Annotated in this window: 13 protein-coding genes; 9 read left to right on the top strand and 4 right to left on the bottom strand. The window is 52.3% G+C overall.

The genetic code is table 11. From position 1 onward, the window contains the following. Nucleotide 1: 1 nt before the first annotated feature. The 5 genes from hscA to sseB all read left to right on the top strand — a co-directional run bounded on the left by hscA (nucleotide 2) and on the right by sseB (nucleotide 4,717). Nucleotides 2-1,852, top strand: a complete 1,851-nt coding sequence (gene hscA, locus M975_RS13800) for a Fe-S protein assembly chaperone HscA (RefSeq protein WP_064560312.1) — start codon at nucleotides 2-4, stop codon at nucleotides 1,850-1,852. A gap of 1 nt (nucleotide 1,853) precedes the next feature. Then, complete coding sequence (gene fdx / locus M975_RS13795; RefSeq protein ID WP_034459208.1) at nucleotides 1,854-2,189, top strand: ISC system 2Fe-2S type ferredoxin; 336 nt, start codon at nucleotides 1,854-1,856, stop codon at nucleotides 2,187-2,189. A 12-nt stretch (nucleotides 2,190-2,201) separates the two neighbouring features. After that, on the top strand, nucleotides 2,202-2,402 hold the full coding sequence (gene iscX, locus M975_RS13790; protein ID WP_064513065.1) for a Fe-S cluster assembly protein IscX: 201 nt from the start codon (nucleotides 2,202-2,204) through the stop codon (nucleotides 2,400-2,402). 73 nt (nucleotides 2,403-2,475) lie between these two features. Further along, nucleotides 2,476-3,762, top strand: coding sequence for an aminopeptidase PepB (gene pepB / locus M975_RS13785; protein WP_064560309.1), 1,287 nt, complete (start codon nucleotides 2,476-2,478; stop codon nucleotides 3,760-3,762). A 178-nt stretch (nucleotides 3,763-3,940) separates the two neighbouring features. Next, complete coding sequence (gene sseB / locus M975_RS13780) at nucleotides 3,941-4,717, top strand: enhanced serine sensitivity protein SseB (protein ID WP_064513061.1); 777 nt, start codon at nucleotides 3,941-3,943, stop codon at nucleotides 4,715-4,717. Between the two features lie 4 nt (nucleotides 4,718-4,721). Here sseB and M975_RS13775 read toward each other — a convergent pair whose 3' ends face one another. From M975_RS13775 to M975_RS13760, 4 genes are all read right to left on the bottom strand, one after another. Next, complete coding sequence (locus tag M975_RS13775) at nucleotides 4,722-5,495, bottom strand: MurR/RpiR family transcriptional regulator (RefSeq protein ID WP_064560307.1); 774 nt, start codon at nucleotides 5,493-5,495, stop codon at nucleotides 4,722-4,724. After that, a complete protein-coding gene (gene sseA, locus M975_RS13770; RefSeq protein WP_064560305.1) occupies nucleotides 5,495-6,346 on the bottom strand; it encodes a 3-mercaptopyruvate sulfurtransferase in 852 nt (283 codons plus the stop codon). Before sseA ends, M975_RS13775 begins: the two co-directional genes overlap by 1 nt. A gap of 104 nt (nucleotides 6,347-6,450) precedes the next feature. Then, nucleotides 6,451-7,815: a 6-phospho-alpha-glucosidase gene (locus tag M975_RS13765; protein ID WP_064560304.1), complete on the bottom strand. Its 1,365-nt coding sequence runs from the start codon at nucleotides 7,813-7,815 to the stop codon at nucleotides 6,451-6,453. An 11-nt stretch (nucleotides 7,816-7,826) separates the two neighbouring features. Further along, entirely contained in the window at nucleotides 7,827-9,371 is a 1,545-nt protein-coding gene (locus M975_RS13760; protein ID WP_064560302.1) for a PTS transporter subunit EIIC, read from the bottom strand. A gap of 446 nt (nucleotides 9,372-9,817) precedes the next feature. On the opposite strand from M975_RS13760, the gene M975_RS13755 reads away from it, so the two are divergent. The 4 genes from M975_RS13755 to rlmN all read left to right on the top strand — a co-directional run bounded on the left by M975_RS13755 (nucleotide 9,818) and on the right by rlmN (nucleotide 19,116). Next, nucleotides 9,818-14,782 (top strand): alpha-2-macroglobulin family protein, encoded by a 4,965-nt coding sequence (locus tag M975_RS13755; RefSeq protein ID WP_064560300.1) that lies wholly within the window; start codon nucleotides 9,818-9,820, stop codon nucleotides 14,780-14,782. A gap of 31 nt (nucleotides 14,783-14,813) precedes the next feature. Further along, a complete protein-coding gene (pbpC, locus tag M975_RS13750; protein ID WP_425339009.1) occupies nucleotides 14,814-17,117 on the top strand; it encodes a peptidoglycan glycosyltransferase PbpC in 2,304 nt (767 codons plus the stop codon). Between the two features lie 167 nt (nucleotides 17,118-17,284). Further along, entirely contained in the window at nucleotides 17,285-17,716 is a 432-nt protein-coding gene (gene ndk / locus M975_RS13745) for a nucleoside-diphosphate kinase (RefSeq protein ID WP_064560297.1), read from the top strand. A gap of 233 nt (nucleotides 17,717-17,949) precedes the next feature. Further along, a complete protein-coding gene (rlmN, locus tag M975_RS13740; RefSeq protein ID WP_064560295.1) occupies nucleotides 17,950-19,116 on the top strand; it encodes a dual-specificity RNA methyltransferase RlmN in 1,167 nt (388 codons plus the stop codon). The last annotated feature ends 271 nt before the right edge of the window (nucleotides 19,117-19,387 follow it).

Below are 19,387 nucleotides of genomic sequence, written 5' to 3'. Positions count from 1 at the left end.
TATGGCGTTATTACAAATTAGTGAGCCGGGCCTGAGTGCGGCACCTCATCAGCGTAAGCTTGCGGCGGGTATCGACTTAGGCACCACCAATTCACTGGTTGCAACTGTTCGTAGCGGGCAAGCTGAAACGCTGCCTGACCATGAAGGGCGTCACCTGTTACCTTCGGTGGTGCACTACCAGCAACAAGGCCTGAATGTGGGCTGGGACGCGCGTGCGCAAGCCGCAACAGATCCGGCAAACACTATCAGCTCCGTAAAACGTCTGATGGGCCGTTCGCTTGCCGATATCCAGGCGCGTTACCCGCATCTGCCTTATTCATTCAAAGCGAGTGAAAACGGCCTGCCGATGTTAGATACCCCGGCCGGGCTGCTGAACCCTATTCGTATTTCATCCGACATCCTTAAAGCACTTTCCGCTCGCGCAACCGAAGCGTTAGAAGGTGAACTTGATGGCGTGGTGATTACCGTTCCTGCTTATTTCGACGATGCACAACGCCAGGGCACCAAAGACGCTGCGCGTCTGGCTGGCCTGCATGTGTTGCGCCTGCTTAACGAACCGACCGCAGCGGCTATCGCCTACGGCCTGGATTCTGGCAAAGAAGGCGTTATCGCGGTCTTCGATTTAGGCGGCGGTACTTTTGATATCTCCATTCTGCGTTTAAGCCGCGGTGTGTTTGAAGTGCTGGCAACCGGCGGCGATTCCGCGCTGGGCGGCGATGATTTCGACCATCTGCTGGCCGACTGGCTGCGTGAGCAAGCCGGGGTGGCTGATCGCAGCGACAACCGTGTGCAGCGCCAGTTACTCGACGCCGCCATTGCTGCGAAGATCACCCTGAGCGATGCCGAAATCGCGACGGTTGAAGTCGCTGGCTGGACAGGCACCGTGACGCGCGAGCAGTTCAACGAGCTGATTGCCGCGCTGGTTAAACGTACTTTACTGGCTTGCCGCCGTGCGCTCAAAGACGCAGGCGTTGAAGCAGATGAAGTGCTGGAAGTGGTCATGGTTGGCGGTTCAACTCGCGTGCCATTAGTGCGTGAACGTGTTGGCGAATTCTTTGGCCGCACGCCGCTGACTTCCATCGACCCGGACAAAGTTGTCGCCATTGGTGCGGCAATTCAGGCGGATATACTGGTGGGTAACAAGCCAGACAGCGAAATGCTGTTGCTGGATGTGATTCCGCTGTCGCTTGGCCTTGAAACCATGGGCGGCCTGGTAGAGAAAGTCATTCCACGTAATACCACCATTCCAGTGGCGCGTGCGCAGGACTTTACGACCTTCAAAGACGGCCAGACGGCGATGTCGATTCAGGTGTTACAGGGCGAGCGCGAACTGGTACAAGATTGCCGTTCACTGGCTCGTTTTGCGCTGCGCGGAATACCAGCGATGCCAGCGGGTGGGGCGCATATTCGCGTCACCTTCCAGGTGGATGCTGACGGCTTACTGAGCGTCACCGCGATGGAGAAATCCACCGGCGTTGAAGCGTCAATCCAGGTGAAACCTTCTTATGGCCTGAGCGATGGCGAAATCGCCAGTATGATTCAGGACTCCATGAGCTATGCCGAGCATGATGTGAAAGCGCGCATGCTTGCAGAACAAAAAGTCGATGCAGCCCGGGTGCTGGAAAGCCTCCAGGGTGCATTAACCAGCGATGCCGCGCTATTAAGCGCTCATGAGCGAGCGGAAATTGACTCAGCGATGGCGGCGTTAAGCGCTGCCGCAGCGGGCGATGACGCCGATGCTATTGAACAAGCCATTAAAAACGTAGACAAACAAACACAGGATTTCGCCGCACGTCGTATGGATGAATCAATCCGTAAGGCGCTGAAAGGCCACTCCGTGGACGAGGTTTAACATGCCAAAGATTGTTTTTCTGCCTCATCAGGATTTGTGTCCAGATGGTGCAGTTTTGGAAGCGAATGTCGGTGAAACCATTCTTGACGTTGCACTGCGCAACGGCATCGAGATTGAACACGCCTGTGAAAAATCCTGTGCCTGCACCACTTGCCACTGTGTCGTGCGTGAAGGCTTCGACTCCCTTGCTGAAAGCACGGAAGATGAAGACGACATGCTGGACAAGGCCTGGGGCCTCGAGCCTGAAAGCCGCTTAAGCTGCCAGGCTCGCGTGACTGATGAAGACCTGGTTGTTGAAATGCCACGTTACACCATCAACCATGCACGTGAGCACTAACAGGAGTAGCTTATGGGACTGAAATGGACCGATAGCCGCGAAATTGGCGAAGCGCTGTACGACAGCCGCCCGGATCTTGATCCAAAAACGGTGCGTTTTACCGATCTGCACCAGTGGATCTGCGATTTGGAAGATTTTGATGACGATCCAGGCGCATCCAATGAAAAAATTCTGGAAGCGATTCTGTTAGTCTGGTTAGATGAGACTGATTAATTGAACCAAGCGGGCTGCCTCAGGCGGCCCGTTTTTATATGAAGCATGAGCTGAAAAGTATAAGGAAAAGAAAATGTCAGAAGCCATGAAAATCACGCTATCCACGTCGCCTGCCGATGCGCGTTGGGGCGAAAAAGCCGCTTACAGTATTAATGACGAAGGAATTACCCTGCACCTGACAGGCAAAGATGACCTGGGGCTAATCCAACGTGCGGCACGTAAAATTGACGGCCAGGGCCTGAAACACGTACAGCTGGCAGGTGAAGGCTGGGATGTTGAAAAGAGCTGGGCTTTCTGGCTGGGTTACCGTGCACCGAAAGGCACGCGCAAAGTTGACTGGGCTGTGCTTGGCGAAACCGAGCAAAAAGAGCTGAATAACCGCCTGAAAATCATCGACTGGGTGCGCCACACCATTAACACGCCTGCTGAAGAGCTCGGCCCGGAGCAACTGGCTTCCCGCGCTGTTGATCTGCTGTGTGACGTGGCTTGCGATAATGTTTCTTACCGCATCACCAAAGGCGAAGATCTGCGCGAGCAGAACTATATGGGTATCCATACTGTTGGCCGCGGTTCCGAGCGCCCACCTGTGTTACTGGCGCTGGATTACAACCCAACTGGCAACCCTGATGCACCGGTTTATGCCTGCCTGGTCGGTAAAGGTATCACTTTCGATTCCGGCGGCTACAGCATGAAGCAAAGTGCATTCATGGATTCCATGAAGTCCGATATGGGCGGCGCTGCCACCATTACCGGTGCACTGGCATTTGCAATCACTCGCGGTCTTGATAAGCGTGTGAAACTGTACCTGTGCTGCGCAGACAACCTGGTGAGCGGTAATGCCTTCAAACTGGGCGACATCATTAAATATCGCAACGGTAAAACCGTTGAGATCATGAATACTGACGCAGAAGGCCGCCTGGTGTTGGCTGATGGTTTGATCGACGCTTGTGCGCAAAAACCAGAACTGATCATCGACTGCGCAACCTTAACGGGTGCGGCGAAAACGGCGTTGGGTAATGATTACCACGCGCTGTTCAGCTTCGACGACGGGCTGGTCAACCGTTTAATGGCTAGTGCGGCGGCAGAAAACGAACCATTCTGGCGTTTACCGCTGGCTGAGTTCCACCGCAATCAGTTGCCGTCTAACTTCGCAGAGCTGAACAACACCTCCAATGCTTCATTCCCGGCGGGTGCCAGCACGGCGGCAGGCTTCTTGTCCCACTTCGTGGAAAACTATCATTCAGGTTGGCTGCACATTGACTGTTCGGCAACGTACCGTAAAGGTGCCGTTGAGCAGTGGTCTGCTGGTGCAACAGGCATTGGTGTGCGTGCGATTGCGAATCTGTTGACTGGAAAGTAACGTTACCTCAAGTTAATGTCGGATGTCGCTAACGCTAATCCGACCTACGAAGGTAATGAAAGCAGTTGTAGGGTGGATTAGCGAAGCGACATCCACCATATTGCTGGTAAGCGAGCGGTGGATAGCACTCCATTTATCTACCCAACATATTCTCGTTCTGTTTTCCCCTGGAACCACCATGTCAGAAGCAAAAAACGAACTCGAAACGCTGCTTGAGCAGGCCGCCACTGAACCCGCTCATCGCCCGGCATTCTTCCGCGTGTTACTGGAATCCACCGTTTGGGTACCGGGTACCGCCGCTGAAGGCGAAGCTATTGACGCCGATAGTGCAGTCGAATTGCAGCACTGGGAAAAAGATGACGGCACCTCGGTCATTCCGTTCTTCACCTCCGTTGAAGCGCTGCAACAAGCCATCAGCCACGAGCAGGCATTTGTCGTGATGCCAGTGCGTACGCTATTTGAAATGACGCAGGGCGCGACACTGTTCCTGAACGCGAAATTGCCAACTGGTAAAGAATTTACCCCGCGCGAAATCACCCATTTGATAAGCGATGAAAGTGACCCTTTAACTCAGCAGGAAGTGCTGGATGGCGGGACATCTTTGCTGCTTTCCGAAGTGGCTGAGCCACCGGCACAAATGGTCGACTCCCTAACCACGCTGTTTAAAAACCTGAAAACCGTGAAGCGTGCGTTTATCTGCTCGATTAAAGAACATGCAGATGAACAACCGAACCTGCTGATTGGTATTGAAGCTGAAGGTGATATCGACGCGATAATTCGTCAGGCGGGTAGTGTTGCAACGGACACTTTACCGGGCGACGAGCCAGTCGATATTTGCCTGGTAGCGGAAGGTGAGAAGGGCATCAGCCACTTTATGATGGCGCACATTACACCTTTCTATGAACGCCGTTGGGGCAGTTTCCTGCGTGATTTTAAAACCAACCGGATTATCTGATTTTTTATGCTGTTGCCTGCAACAGCAATAAATCAATCAGCATCACCAGATTCGACTCAAATGAGGTGATCCCGGCGGCCTCTGCCGCATAGTGGATTGCCTCGTCATACAGCGGAAAATGCACATCAGCCAGTTCGGATAAACTGTTTGGCGATGCTCGCGTGAACGCCACAATCGACATCCCCACATTTTGCGCGATCCGCGCCTTATCCAATACTTGCTCGGTTTCACCGCTGCGAGAAATGGCGATAAACACCTGATACTTTGAGGCGTTACTTAAAAAGATGCCCCGACTGTCACCCGGCCCGGAAATAAACGCCGTTTTCCCCAACACCTGAAGTTTCTTGGTCAGGTATTCCGCGAATAAATAAGAAAACCCGGCACCGTACAAAAAGAAACTCTCTTTTTCCCGCAGTAATGTCGCAAACTTCTCCATCAGTTCAGGCGTGACCCAACGGAAAGTCTGGCGGTAATTATCGACAAACTGATCAAATAAAACCGGCATTTCGCTGGCGGACTGAGCAGGTTGGTTAGCAATATGCGGAGTACTGGAAAGTAGTTGCTTACAGTGCCAGATAAACTCGCTGTAACCGCTAAATCCGAGCTTCTGGCACAGTCGCATAATGGTGGCGCTGGAAACAAAAGTTACCTGAGCGAGTTCCCGCACCGTGATATTACCAACCAGCAATGGGTGGTTTGTCAGGTGTGAGAGAACGCGGTATTCAGCGCGGGTTAAAGAATCCCCGCGCTCCAGCAAGCCTGCCAGTCGGTTGTCCATTACTGTGCTTGAGCGGGTTCGACGGGTAAATCCGGTCGTGCACCCCATTCACTCCAGGACCCGTCGTACAGTGAAACACCGTTAACGCCAAGCGTGGTTAGCGCCAGAACGACCACTGCGGCCGTTACGCCTGAACCACAACTGGCGATAATCGGTTTTTCAAAACTGACACCCTGGCGGGTGAAAATCTCGTTCAAGTCGTCGGTGGTTTTCAGTTGGCCGTTTTCTACCAGGTCATTCCATGGAACGTTGAAGGCGCCAGGAATATGCCCGCGTCGCAAACCTGGGCGAGGTTCATCGACTTGTGCGTTAAAACGTGGAGCAGGACGGGCATCAACAATTTGTGCGGTGCCTTCATGGCTGACCAGTAAGACATCGGTCAGGCGCTTAATCACCATCGGGTCGAAATTCACGTCGAACTCGCCTTCCGGCAATTCAACATCACCCTGCTGGAGGGGAAATTCTTCGCGCTGCCAGTCGGCCAGACCGCCTGCCAGAATCGATACGTTTTCCACGCCGAAAGTTCGCAGCATCCACCATGCACGCGGCACGGAGAACAGGTTGCCTTCATCGTAAACGACCAGATGTTTATCACTACTGATACCCAACTCTCGCATGGCGACAGCAAAGGCTTCAGCGCGCGGCATCATATGTGGCAAAGGGCTGGTGTGGTCGGAAAGGGCTTCAATATCGAAAAACACCGCGCCAGGCAGATGGCCGGCACGGTATTCGGCCGCGACATCACGATGCTCCTGGCCGGGAGGTGCCATGCGAGCATCAATAATCTGGATGTTCTCATCATTAATATGTTCTGCGAGCCAGTCGCCCGCAACGAAGAAAGTGGTGGACATGGTTGCCTCCGAATCGTTATTTACTCTCGGATTGTCGGTGTTTTTCACCCAACCGACAAGCAACCATGTCCAGGTGCGCGAGGTACCTCGTATTTATTGCAAAACTATTTCACGGCTTCGCCATCTTTCCACGCTTGTTGCAACTGCGGCCAGTAATCACGATTAGCTTCAATCATATCGTCGAGAATCGCTTTTGCATGTTGCATGGTCGGCACGGTGCGGTTGAGCGTAAACGCCTGCAATGCTTTCTCGTAGCTGCCTTCGATAGTGGCTTCAACCAGCAATTGTTCAGAAGCTAGCTGCTGCATCAATAATGTCTGATGGAACAGCGGAACCGCACCCATGCGCACAGGCTCTGGGCCTTCCGATGTGATGTAAGCCGGGACTTCCACCATGGCGTCATACGGCAGGTTGGCAATCGCCCCTTTGTTTTCCACAATAACCAGATGGCGCTGGCGTAAATCAAAGGCCAGAGAACAGGCGACATCAACGATAAACGCCCCGTGCACACCAACGTGGAAGGCATCCGGCAAAATACCGGTTTGCTTGTATTCGGCGGCTGCGGCAAACAGTTTCTTCTCGCGCCCATCCATCACTTCATTAGCGCGGGTATAGTCCGGGTTTTGATGCTCGACGATATCGTTCGGCATCAGGTAATACTGCAAATATGGGTTCGGCAGGAATTCCGGGAAATGATCCATAATCGGTTTGATATGGCGCCAGGTTTTCACCCACGACGGGTCCGAATGCTGTGGATCGGTTTGCGCGGCATCTTCGGTCAGCAGACCAAACTTAGCGATATGGCGGCGCAGCTCTGGCAGGCGGTCTTCGCCATCAACCAGCACGCGGGTAAACCAGCCGAAATGGTTCAGGCCGAAGTAATCGACTTCAAGCTTATGGCGATCAACCCCGAGGATGGCACCCATATTGCGCATTGCCGCAACCGGCATATCACAAATATTGAGCACTCGGGCGTTTGGACGCAAGCGGCGCACGCCTTCAGCCACAATTGCCGCCGGGTTGGAGTAGTTCACAATCCATGCTTTTTGGTTCGCGTAACGTTCGACAAAATCACACAATTCAACCATCGGCAAAATGGTGCGCAGGCCATATGCCAGGCCGCCTGGCCCACAGGTTTCCTGCCCAACCACACCATGACGTAGCGGGATTTTTTCATCCTGCTCACGCATTTTATATTGCCCGACGCGCATTTGTGCGAAGACAAAATGGGCACCGCTAAAGGCGACTTCCGGGTCGGTGGTGACAGTAAATTTGATGCTTTGGCTATGGTCACGAATGACTTTCTCTACCACCGGAGCAATGACCGACTGGCGCTCACCATCAATATCGTAAAGGCGAATCTCAGCTAACGGGAAATCGGCCAGGCGCACCATCAGGCTTTTAACAATGCCCGGAGTGTAAGTACTGCCACCACCGGCAATGGACAAAATAAACGGGGGTTTAAACATCATTGACTCCTTTAGAGAAATGTCTCTACTGCTTCACGCATTTTTTTGACATGCAGCCCGTAGACCACCTGAACGTTATTACCTTGTTTAATGACCCCTTTCGCGCCTGTTGATTTCAGGCGGGGCTCGTTGATAACTGACACATCCCGCACCGTGACTCGCAAGCGGGTGTAACAGTTGTCGACCACTTCAATATTGGCCCGGCCACCGAGGCCTTCGATAATCGCTTCACCCAAGCCATCGTTGCTGCCTTTGGCTTGATACTCTTGTTTGCTATACAGTTTTGTCTCCTGGTCGTCGCTCTCACGCCCCGGTGTTTTCATATCGAAACGGCGGATCAGGAAGCGGAACACCAGGAAATAGATAACCGACATCACCAGCCCGACTGCGATATACATCGGCCAGTTGGATTTCTCAGTGCCAAGCGGCAGGTTATAGAGGATGAAATCGATAATTCCGTTGGCACCGATGGCGTGAACGCCCAACAGATAGAACAGCATCATGCCAATACCAGTCAGTACCGCGTGCACGCCGAACAGCAGTGGGGCGACAAACAGGAAGGAAAACTCCAGCGGCTCAGTCACGCCAACCAGCATGGAGGTCAACGCTGCGGGAATGAGAATGGCTTTGGCTGCCGCTTTGCGCTCAGGTTTCGCCGTCATATACATGGCGAGTGCCGCAGCAGGCAGGCCGAACATTTTGCTTATGCCGCGAGCATCCCACACGACGGTGCTGCTAAGTTGATGGACGCTCGGACACGCCATTTCCGCGAAGTAAATATTGCGCGCTCCCTGGTAAACACTGCCGCAAACATCGGCAGTCCCGCCTAATTCGGTATACAGGAATGGGGTATAAACAAGGTGATGTAGACCCGTTGGCACCAGAATGCGTTCGAGGAAACCGTAGATAGCAACGCCAAATGCCCCGGCACCTTTAATCGCTAATGCCAGTGCGCTGATTCCATGTTGAGCAAACGGCCAAAGCTCGCTCATCACTACGCCAAGCAGCATTGAAACCGGAAGCATAATAATCGCAACAAAACAGTGGCCGGAGTAAATGGCCATCGCGCCAGAAAACTGTACGCCGGAATAGCGGTTGTACAGATATCCTGAAAGCGCCCCGGTCAGTATCCCGGCAAAAACACCCATCTCAAGCACTTGCACACCTAAAACCATGCTTTGCCCTGCGGCCCGCATTTGGTCGGCAGGTGCTAATTCACCCTGCAATTGCAGCGTTACGTTCATCGCATTAATGAAGACGATAAAAGTGACCAGGCCAATCAATGCTGCATAGCCTTTGTCTTTTGCAGCAAGGCCAATTGGGATCCCAACGCCAAACACCAGAGCCAGGTTTGCCAGTACCGAAACGGCAGATTTAGCGATCAGCACACCCGTATGCTGAATAGAAGAGTGACCGAGGAAAGGTAAGTACTCGGCCAGGTTTCCATTGCCTAATACATTACCAAACGCGATAAATAAACCGACGATGGGTAAAATAAGCACTGGGCCGTAGAGCGATTTTCCGAAGTTTTGTAAGGCATTAACGGCACTTTTCATTTAGCAGTCTCTTATTATTACTTTGGCTATACCCGTCATACTTCAAGTTGCATCTTTGTTGGCTACGTTCACTCACCCGAATCACTTACTTATGTAAGCTCATCGGGACTCATTCTCTTGCCGCCTCAATGCAACTCGAATTATTTAGGGTATTCGCACCGCGTTGAGGCAGCGACTCAGCCAGAAATGTAGCAAAAAAAAAGGCACTTCATCCATCTATCCTATTGTTTTAAAAACAAATGACTCATAAGGTAACATGTAACCTTCCAGGCTGTGATCGCGCATGCACTTTGACAGGGTTTGCTGATGAAACCGTTACACGATCCCTGCTTTCCTTTGCGAGCCAGTACGCAATGCAGAATTTGGATACTTTCGTTTTTCTGATGTACCCGCATAATAGTTGTTGAACTGAGTTGTTTAATGGGCCTTATCGGCCAGGGATAAAAATGAAATCAATTCGTCTGGTAGGGCTGGCGGCAACGCTGATGGGTGCATTGGCACTTGTGGGCTGTGACAATAACGATAAACCACAAACGGTGGCGAAGAATGACACTTCGGCCCAGCAACAGGTTGCAGCCCCTGCTAAGCCCGATGCCTCGCAACTTGAGAAACTCGCGAAGGGGTCTGCGGGTAAACCACTCAAATTGCTTGATGCCTCTGAAGTGCAACTTGATGGCGCGAGCACGCTGGTACTCACATTCTCGATTCCCTTAGATCCCAACCAGGACTTCTCCCAGGTGGCGCATCTGGTCGATAAAACCAGTGGGAAAGTTGATGGCGCGTGGGAACTTTCGACTGACCTTAGAGAATTACGTCTACGCCATCTCGAGCCGAAACGTGAAATGATTCTGACTGTCGATAGCGGGCTGCTTGCACTCAATAAAACGACTTTCGACAGTAACTTTGAAAAGCAAATCTCAACGCGTGACATTCAACCGAGTGTGGGCTTTGCCAGCCGCGGTTCATTGCTGCCGACCAAAGTTATTGCCGGTTTACCGGTGATGGCGCTCAACGTCGATAAAATTGACGTCAATTTCTACCGAATAAAAAGTGAATCGTTAAGTGCCTTTATTAGCCAGTGGCAATATCGAAATGCGGTCTCTAACTGGGAGTCTGACAATCTATTAAAACTTGCTGACCTGGTTTACACCGGCAGGTTTGATCTCAATCCTGCACGTAATACGCGTGAAAAGTTGCTGTTACCCCTTGGCGAAATTAAGCCGTTGCAACAGCCGGGTGTTTATATCGCGATTATGAATCAGGCAGGCCATTACAGTTACAGTAATGCCGCGACGCTGTTCACGCTGAGCGATATTGGTGTATCGGCTCACCGCTACCATGACCGCTTAGATGTGTTTACTCAAAGCCTTGAAAATGGGGCCGCGCAATCTAAAGTAGAAATCACGCTGCTTAACGAGAAAGGGCAAACCCTGGCACAGGCCACCAGCGATGGTGATGGTCACGCCACACTGGAAAAAATAGAAAAAGGAACCTTATTACTGGCGAGGACCAGCGAGCAAACCACCCTGCTGGACTTGAACCGACCGGCGTTGGATCTTGCAGAGTTCAATATTGCCGGTGATGCCGGCTTCAGTAAGCAATTCTTTATGTTTGGGCCACGCGATCTTTACCGCCCAGGTGAAACGGTGCTGCTCAACGCATTATTACGAGATAGCGACGGAAAAATTTTACCGGCACAGCCAGTGAAACTCGAAGTGGTGAAACCCGATGGACAAGTCGCCAGAACACAAGTCTGGCAGCCAGAGAAGGGCTTGTACCAGTTCAACTATCCCCTGAGCCAGGATGTGCAAACTGGCAACTGGCAGGTGCGGGTAAATACGGGTGATAACCAACCTCGGATCTGGACCTTTAAAGTCGAAGACTTCATGCCTGAGCGCATGGCGCTCAATATCACCAGCAGCCAACAACCTACAAGTCCAGACTCCGCCGTGAGCTTCCAGATTGCCGGGCGCTATCTCTATGGCGCACCGGCTTCCGGCAATAGCTTGCAAGGGCAACTTTTCCTGCGCCCTCTTCGCGAAGCGGTATCTGCTTTGCCTGGTTTCCAGTTTGGTGACATTAACGAAGAAAACCTCACCCGCAATCTGGATGAAGTTCAGCTCTCACTCGATGAACAGGGTAAAACCACGGTCAGCGCTGACAGCCAGTGGTCGGATGTTCATTCACCATTGAAGTTGGTGCTACAAGCCAGCTTGCTGGAGTCAGGTGGCCGCCCGGTCACGCGCCGTGCCGAGCAAGCCATCTGGCCTGCTGATGCTTTACCCGGTATTCGCCCGCAATTTGCCAGCAAAGAAATCTATGATTACCGCACCGACAGCACGCGTACCCAACCTATTGTTGATGAAGACAGTAGCGCAGGTTTTGATGTGGTTTTTGCCAATGCTAAAGGGGAAAAGCTGGCCGTTTCCGGGCTTGATGTGCGGCTGATTCGCGAACGCCGGGATTACTTCTGGAGTTGGGAAGAGGGAGAAGGCTGGCAGTCTCAGTACGATCAGAAAGATTTAGTGGAAGCCGAACAAAAACTGGATCTTACCGCAGGTGAAACGGGCAAAGTGGCCTTCCCGGTTGAGTGGGGATCCTACCGCCTTGAAGTGCGCGATCCGGACACGAATATCGTTAGCAGTATTCGCTTCTGGGCAGGTTACAGCTGGCAAGATAACAGCGATGGCGCAGGTGCTGTGCGCCCGGACCGAGTCACGCTGAAAATTGATAAGCCGAACTACAAAGCTGGCGACACTATCAATTTGCATATTTCTGCTCCGGCGGCAGGAAAAGGCTACGCAATGGTGGAGTCCAGCGATGGCCCGCTGTGGTGGAAGGAAATTGATGTTCCCGAAAAAGGCCTGGATATCGCTATTCCGGTGGATAAAAGCTGGCAGCGCCATGACCTTTATCTGAGTACCCTGGTGATTCGACCGGGTGATAAGAGTCGTGCGGCAACACCGAAACGTGCAGTTGGGATTTTGCATCTGCCGCTGGGTGACGAAAGTCGCCGTCTGGCCGTGGCGCTGGAGGCCCCGGCCAAAATGCGTCCGAATCAAAACCTGACAGTGAAAGTCAAAACTCAGCCGATTAACGGTGAAATGCCGAAGCAAATTAATGTGCTGGTGTCTGCCGTGGATAGCGGCGTGTTAAATATCACCGACTATAAAACGCCAGATCCGTGGGAAGCATTTTTCGGGCGTAAGCGTTATGGCGCAGATTTATACGATATCTACGGCCAGGTTATCGAAGGAGAAGGGCGGCTTGCGGCGCTGCGTTTTGGTGGTGATGGCGATGAAGGTGACGAACTCAGTCGCGGCGGTAAAAAGCCGGTGAACCATGTCACGATCATTGCTCAACAGGCTCAGCCAGTGCAATTAGATGCCAACGGTGAAGGGACTGTGACGCTACCCATTGGGGACTTTAACGGCGAGCTGCGTGTCATGGCGCAAGCCTGGAACGACGACCGCTTTGGCAACAACGAAGCTAAAGTGGTGGTCGCCGCACCGCTCGTCACGGAACTGGCAGCCCCGCGCTTTATGGCGAGCGGAGATAAGAGCCGTTTAGCAATGGACCTCACCAACCTGACGGACCAACCTCAACAACTTAGCATTAACCTGACAACGACGGGTTTGCTTGCTTTGGATTCCCAACCGGTTCAAACCGTTACGCTGGCACCGGGTGCGCGCAAAACGCTGTTTATTCCAGTCCGTGCGCTGGACGGCTTTGGTGACGGGCAACTTGATGCACAGATTAGCGGGCTTAACTTGCCGGGTGAAACCTTTGCACCGCAGAATAAACAGTGGAAGTTAGGCGTTCGACCACCATTCCCGGCACAAAGTATCAACAGTGGTGCGGTGCTGGCGGCAGGTGAAGTGTGGGATGTTCCACCGCAACATATTTCCGGCCTGGCACCTGCAACACTTGAAGGCCAGGTGCTATTGAGTGGTCGACCGCCGCTAAACCTCGCTCGCTATATTCGTGAGCTGAAAGCCTATCCATATGGCTGTCTTGAACAGACAACCAGTGGGTTGTTCCCGTCGCTTTACACCAATCAGGCTCAGTTAGCCGCTCTTGGCATTAAAGGCACCACTGATGAACAGCGTCGTGCAGCAATCGACGCGGGGATTTCTCGCCTGCTGGATATGCAACGTGACAACGGCAGCTTTGGCCTGTGGGACAAAGAAGGGCCTGAGGAATACTGGTTGACGGCGTATGTGACCGACTTCCTGGTTCGTGCCAGCGAGCAAGGTTACAGCGTGGATATAGATTTGCTCAACAAGGCTAACCAACGCCTGCTGCGTTACCTTCAGGATTCGGGGCTTATCGCTCTGCGTTATAGCGATGATGCAGCCGCCAGTAAATTTGCGGTTCAGGCCTATGCCGCACAAGTCCTGGCTCGCCAGCAAAAAGCACCGCTTGGTGCCTTGCGTGAACTTTGGCAACGTCATACCAACGCTCGTGCGGGCTTGCCGCTGGTGCAGTTGGGTGTAGCGTTAAAATTGATGGGGGATGCGCCACGCGGTGACAATGCAATCAGCTTAGGTTTGAAAACGAATCGTAGCGACGAGCGCAGCTGGCTTGCCGATTACGGTAGCGAACTGCGTGATAAAGCGATGATGTTGAGTTTGCTCGAAGAGAACAAATTGTTGCCAGACCAGCAGAATCAATTGCTGCTGGAGCTTTCTAACCTTGCTTACAGCCAGCGCTGGTTGTCGACTCAGGAAAGTAATGCGTTATTCCTGGCCGAGCGTAACTGGCAAACAGCCAAAGGGGACTGGCAATCGCAGGCATCTTTCGCAGCTGAGCCTCTGTCGGGTACTGAATCAGTAACTCGTAACCTGAATGCTGAGCAACTTGCAGGCCTGCAGGTCACAAACACAGGGGCTGGCAATCTCTATCTTCGTGTAGACAGTGTGGGTTACCCGAATCAAGCACCCGCGCCATATAACAACGTTCTGCATATTGAGCGCCATTTCCTTGACGCGAAAGGTAACAGCAAGTCGTTGTCAGAGCTGAAAAGCGGTGAACTGGTGATGGTCTGGCTGGACGTGTGGGCGGATAAAAATGTCCCTGATGCCCTGGTTGTTGATTTACTACCTGCCGGGCTTGAACTGGAGAACCAGAATCTTTCTGAAAGCAGTGCAAACCTGAGTGAAAGTGATAACCAGGTTCAGGGTCTGTTGAACCAGATGCAACAGGCGGATATTCAGCATATGGAGTTCCGTGATGATCGCTTTGTTGCCGCGTTACCGCTCAATGAAGGGCAGCATGCGACGCTGGTTTACCTGGCTCGTGCAGTGACTCCGGGAACCTATATGGTGCCAGTTTCGCAAGTGGAGTCGATGTATGTACCTCAGTGGCGGGCAACAGGAGCCAGCACAGGCATGCTGACTGTTCATCCGTAACGGGCAGGGCAAAGTGCGAAAGCCATTACGCTTGCGGCGCCGCTATTTACTGGTGGTGCTGCCTCTTATGTTATGTCTGGGAATTTGGCTGGCGGACAGGCTTTGGCCGCTGCCGCTTTCCCAGGCGAATCCTGCACGAGTTGTTGTTGCGGCTGATGGCACCCCCTTATGGCGCTTCGCGGATGAGAATGGGATCTGGCGCTATCCGGTTACGTTGAGCGATGTATCTCCTCTCTACCTTGAAGCGCTGATCAACTATGAAGATCGCTGGTTTTGGGATCACCCAGGGATTAATCCGCTGTCGATTTTACGTGCCGCCGGGCAGGATCTGCTTAGCGGCAAAGTGATTTCGGGTGGCAGTACCTTGACGATGCAAGTCGCCCGACTGCTTGATCCGCACCCTCGCACATTTGGGGGGAAAATCCGCCAGGTGTGGCGCGCGTTGCAACTTGAATGGCATTTATCGAAGGAAGAAATTCTCACGCTCTACCTTAACCGGGCGCCATTTGGCGGGACGCTACAGGGCGTGGGAGCAGCCAGTTGGGTTTATCTCGGAAAATCTCCCGAGCACCTGAGTTATGCGGAAGCGGCATTACTGGCGGTATTACCTCAGGCCCCCAGCCGCCTGCGCCCGGATCGTTGGCCTGAACGGGCACAAGCCGCACGTAACAAAGTTCTTATGCGTATGGCACAACAAGCCGTCTGGGAGCCGCAGCAGGTTAAAGAATCTCTGGAAGAACCGGTATGGCTGGCACCACGGCAGATGCCACAACTGGCACCGCTTCTTTCTCGTTACCTGGTGAGCCGCAGTAAAGATCAAAAAATAACGACGACGCTGGATGCGCCATTGCAGCGCCAACTTGAAGAACTGGCTTTGAACTGGAAAGCTCAACTCCCGCCACGTTCATCAATGGCGATACTGGTTGTCGATCACACCACAATGGCAGTGCGTGGCTGGGTTGGGTCAGCGGATATCACCGATGAAAACCGTTTCGGGCACGTTGATATGGTCACTGCAATTCGTTCGCCCGGCTCGGTACTGAAACCTTTTGTATATGGGATGGCGCTCGATGATGGGCTGATTCATGCCACCTCTTTGTTACAGGATGTGCCGCGCCGCTTCGGTGATTACCGTCCCGGGAATTTTGATACCGGCTTTCATGGGCCGGTGAGTATGAGTGAAGCGCTGGTGCGCTCGCTCAATCTCCCGGCGGTACAGGTGCTCGAAGCGTACGGTCCAAAACGTTTTGCTGCGCAATTGCGAAACGTCGGCCTGAATCTTCGCTTCCCGGCGGGAAGTGAACCGAATCTCTCTCTGATTCTTGGCGGCGGCGGTGCGAGACTTGACCAGATTGTTGCGGCATATAGCGCTTTCGCCCGTCATGGGCGAGCTGCCCAGTTGCGTTTGCAGCCTGAACAACCCTTAATCGAGCGCCCGCTGATGTCGGCGGGTGCTGCCTGGATTATTCGCCGTATTCTGGCGGGTGAGGCACAGCCGCAGCCAGATGCCACATTGCCCGCTGTGGTCCCATTGGCCTGGAAAACCGGTACCAGCTATGGGTATCGTGATGCGTGGGCCATTGGAATAAACCCACGATATTTGATTGGTGTCTGGACGGGTCGCCCGGACAGTACACCCGTTGCCGGGCAGTTTGGCTTAGGCAGTGCTGTGCCGCTACTCAATCAGGTTAACAATTTACTGCAAGCCAGTTCGGCGGTGCAGCAAGCACGTTTGCCCGTTGACCCTCGCCCAGATTCTGTTTCCGCAGGGCAAGTTTGCTGGCCGGGTGGGCAAGATTTGCCTGCCGGAGACAGCAATTGCCGGCGCAGATTAACGGGCTGGTTACTTGATAAAAGCGAACCACCCACGCTGGAAGCGCCGGGGCAGGAGGGGATCCAGGGGTTAAGGAAGGTCGTCTGGTTAGATAATCAGGGAAAACGCGTGGCTGCTGATTGCCCGGGTGCCACGCAGCAAATTATATCTTTGTGGCCTTTGCCGCTTGAGCCATGGCTACCCGCCAGTGAAAAAAGAGCTTCACGTTTGCCTGCGCAATCTGAGCTGTGTCCTGCGCCGCAGAAAGATGAAGTTACGCCTTTATTATTGTTAGGTGTCCGCGAGGGCGCTATTTTGAAGCGTCTGCCTGGCGAATTACGCTTGGCGCTTCGCCTGAGTGTTCAGGGCGGGCAGGGAGAACGCTGGTGGTTTTTGAATGGTGAGCCTGTCGGCGAAAACCGTAACGGAATTGCGTTGGATCTGGATAAAGCGGGGGCGTATCAGGTTTTGGTCCTCGATGAGGCAGGGCAGATTGCAGCGGCTCATTTCACATTGCAGTAGGTCGGTAGTCTACTTTTTAGGCGCTCGCATCAAAAATGTTACCGATATTAATCTTATTTTAAAAAAATGTTACCTGCATCCATAGGCAACGCAAGACTTGCTCATTATAATCGGCGCCAAATCATAACCGGCTGGCCGGTGCAAACAGAACAGACACAGAGGTAATCATGGCTATTGAACGTACTTTTTCCATCATCAAACCAAACGCGGTGGCAAAAAACGTTATTGGTAATATTTATGCTCGTTTTGAATCCGCTGGGTTTAAGATTGTTGGCGCAAAAATGCTGCACCTGACTTCTGAACAGGCTCAGGGTTTCTACGCTGAGCACGAAGGCAAACCGTTCTTCGATGGTCTGGTTGCGTTCATGACTTCTGGTCCAATCATGGTTAGCGTTCTGGAAGGCGAAAATGCCGTTCAGCGTCACCGTGACATCTTGGGTGCTACCAACCCGGCAAACGCTTTGGCGGGTACTTTGCGTGCAGATTACGCTGACAGCTTTACCGAAAATGGTACTCACGGTTCCGATTCTGCTGAATCTGCTGCGCGTGAAATCGCATATTTCTTCGCTGAAGACGAAGTGTGCCCACGTACTCGCTAATAACTTTTTCTGGTTGGGTTGCAGGCTAAAACAGCGGTAACCCAATTAATTAAGCTATTGGCACTATCTGTTAAGCGACCGTTACATTTTTTTTGTATGTACATCGTTTTCAGTCATGGCATCTGTGCCATAGAGTTTGTACAATGATACGCCCCGGATGAGTCTGCTCTCCGGGGCGTATCTTTTTAACCCACCTGGGGCCGTAACGTGTAACAACGAGGCCGGAAGAAATTATGTCAGAGCAAATTGTCACTCCTGAGACACCAGTTTCAGTCGTTTCCAGCAAGTCCGAAAAAATTAACCTGTTGGATCTTAACCGCCAGCAACTGCGTGAGTTTTTTGCCGATATGGGCGAAAAGCCATTCCGCGCCGATCAGGTCATGAAATGGATGTATCACTATTGCAGTGATGACTTCGATGAAATGACTGACATCAACAAAGTTCTGCGTAACAGACTTAAAGAAGTCGCTGAAATCCGCGCTCCTGAAGTTGCTGAAGAGCAGCGTTCCGCAGACGGCACAATTAAATGGGCTATTCGCATCGCCGATCAGCTCGTTGAAACGGTGTATATCCCTGAAGAAGACCGCGCCACATTGTGTGTTTCTTCCCAGGTTGGTTGTGCTCTGGAATGTAAATTCTGCTCCACAGCTCAGCAAGGCTTTAACCGTAACCTGCGTGTTTCTGAAATCATCGGGCAGGTATGGCGTGCGGCGAAAATTATTGGCGCGCAAAAGAAAACCGGCGTACGTCCTATTACTAACGTTGTCATGATGGGTATGGGTGAACCGTTGTTGAACCTCAACAATGTGGTTCCAGCAATGGAAATCATGCTTGATGATTTCGGCTTCGGGCTTTCTAAACGTCGCGTTACGCTTTCGACTTCCGGTGTCGTTCCGGCGTTGGATAAGTTGGGTGACATGATTGATGTGGCATTGGCCATTTCTCTGCATGCGCCGACGGACGAAATCCGCGACCAGATCATGCCTATCAACAAAAAGTACAACATCGAGACTTTCCTGTCCTCTGTGCGTCGCTATCTGGAGAAATCCAACGCCAACCAGGGCCGTGTCACCGTGGAATACGTTCTGCTGGATCACGTCAACGATGGTACTGATCATGCGCATCAGTTGGCTGAATGTCTGAAAGATACGCCATGTAAAATTAACCTGATCCCATGGAACCCGTTCCCTGGGGCGCCATATGGCCGTAGCTCCAATAGCCGTATTGACCGTTTCTCAAAAGTATTAATGAGTTATGGCTTTACGACCATCGTGCGTAAGACGCGTGGCGATGATATCGATGCAGCTTGTGGTCAGTTGGCTGGCGAAGTTATTGACCGTACAAAACGTACGTTACGTAAGCGTATGCAGGGTGAACCCATTGATGTTAAAGCAGTCTGATAAACTATTACGTTAGTCAGATATGAACCCTGCAGCAGCGCTGGTGCAGGGTTCAAAAAACACATAGTGATATCCTGGAGTTATGCAAGTTTAGCGAGTGACTTTAAGATTAATAATTACGGTGCGTTTCATAGCGCTTTAAGGCAGTATGTAACGGTACAACAATAGTTTAGGCGCATCTATTTAAGCCATCGCTGCTTGCAATACACTGACAACATTAAAAATGCTGTCTATGGTTAACTCATCGATGATTAAGTCGTTCACACAAAGC

Origin of the sequence: Buttiauxella brennerae ATCC 51605 (assembly GCF_001654925.1) — a bacterium.
GTDB lineage: Bacteria > Pseudomonadota > Gammaproteobacteria > Enterobacterales > Enterobacteriaceae > Buttiauxella > Buttiauxella brennerae.
Note: the sequence above shows the minus strand (reverse complement) of the source record. Positions and strands in the feature narration are given on the sequence as shown.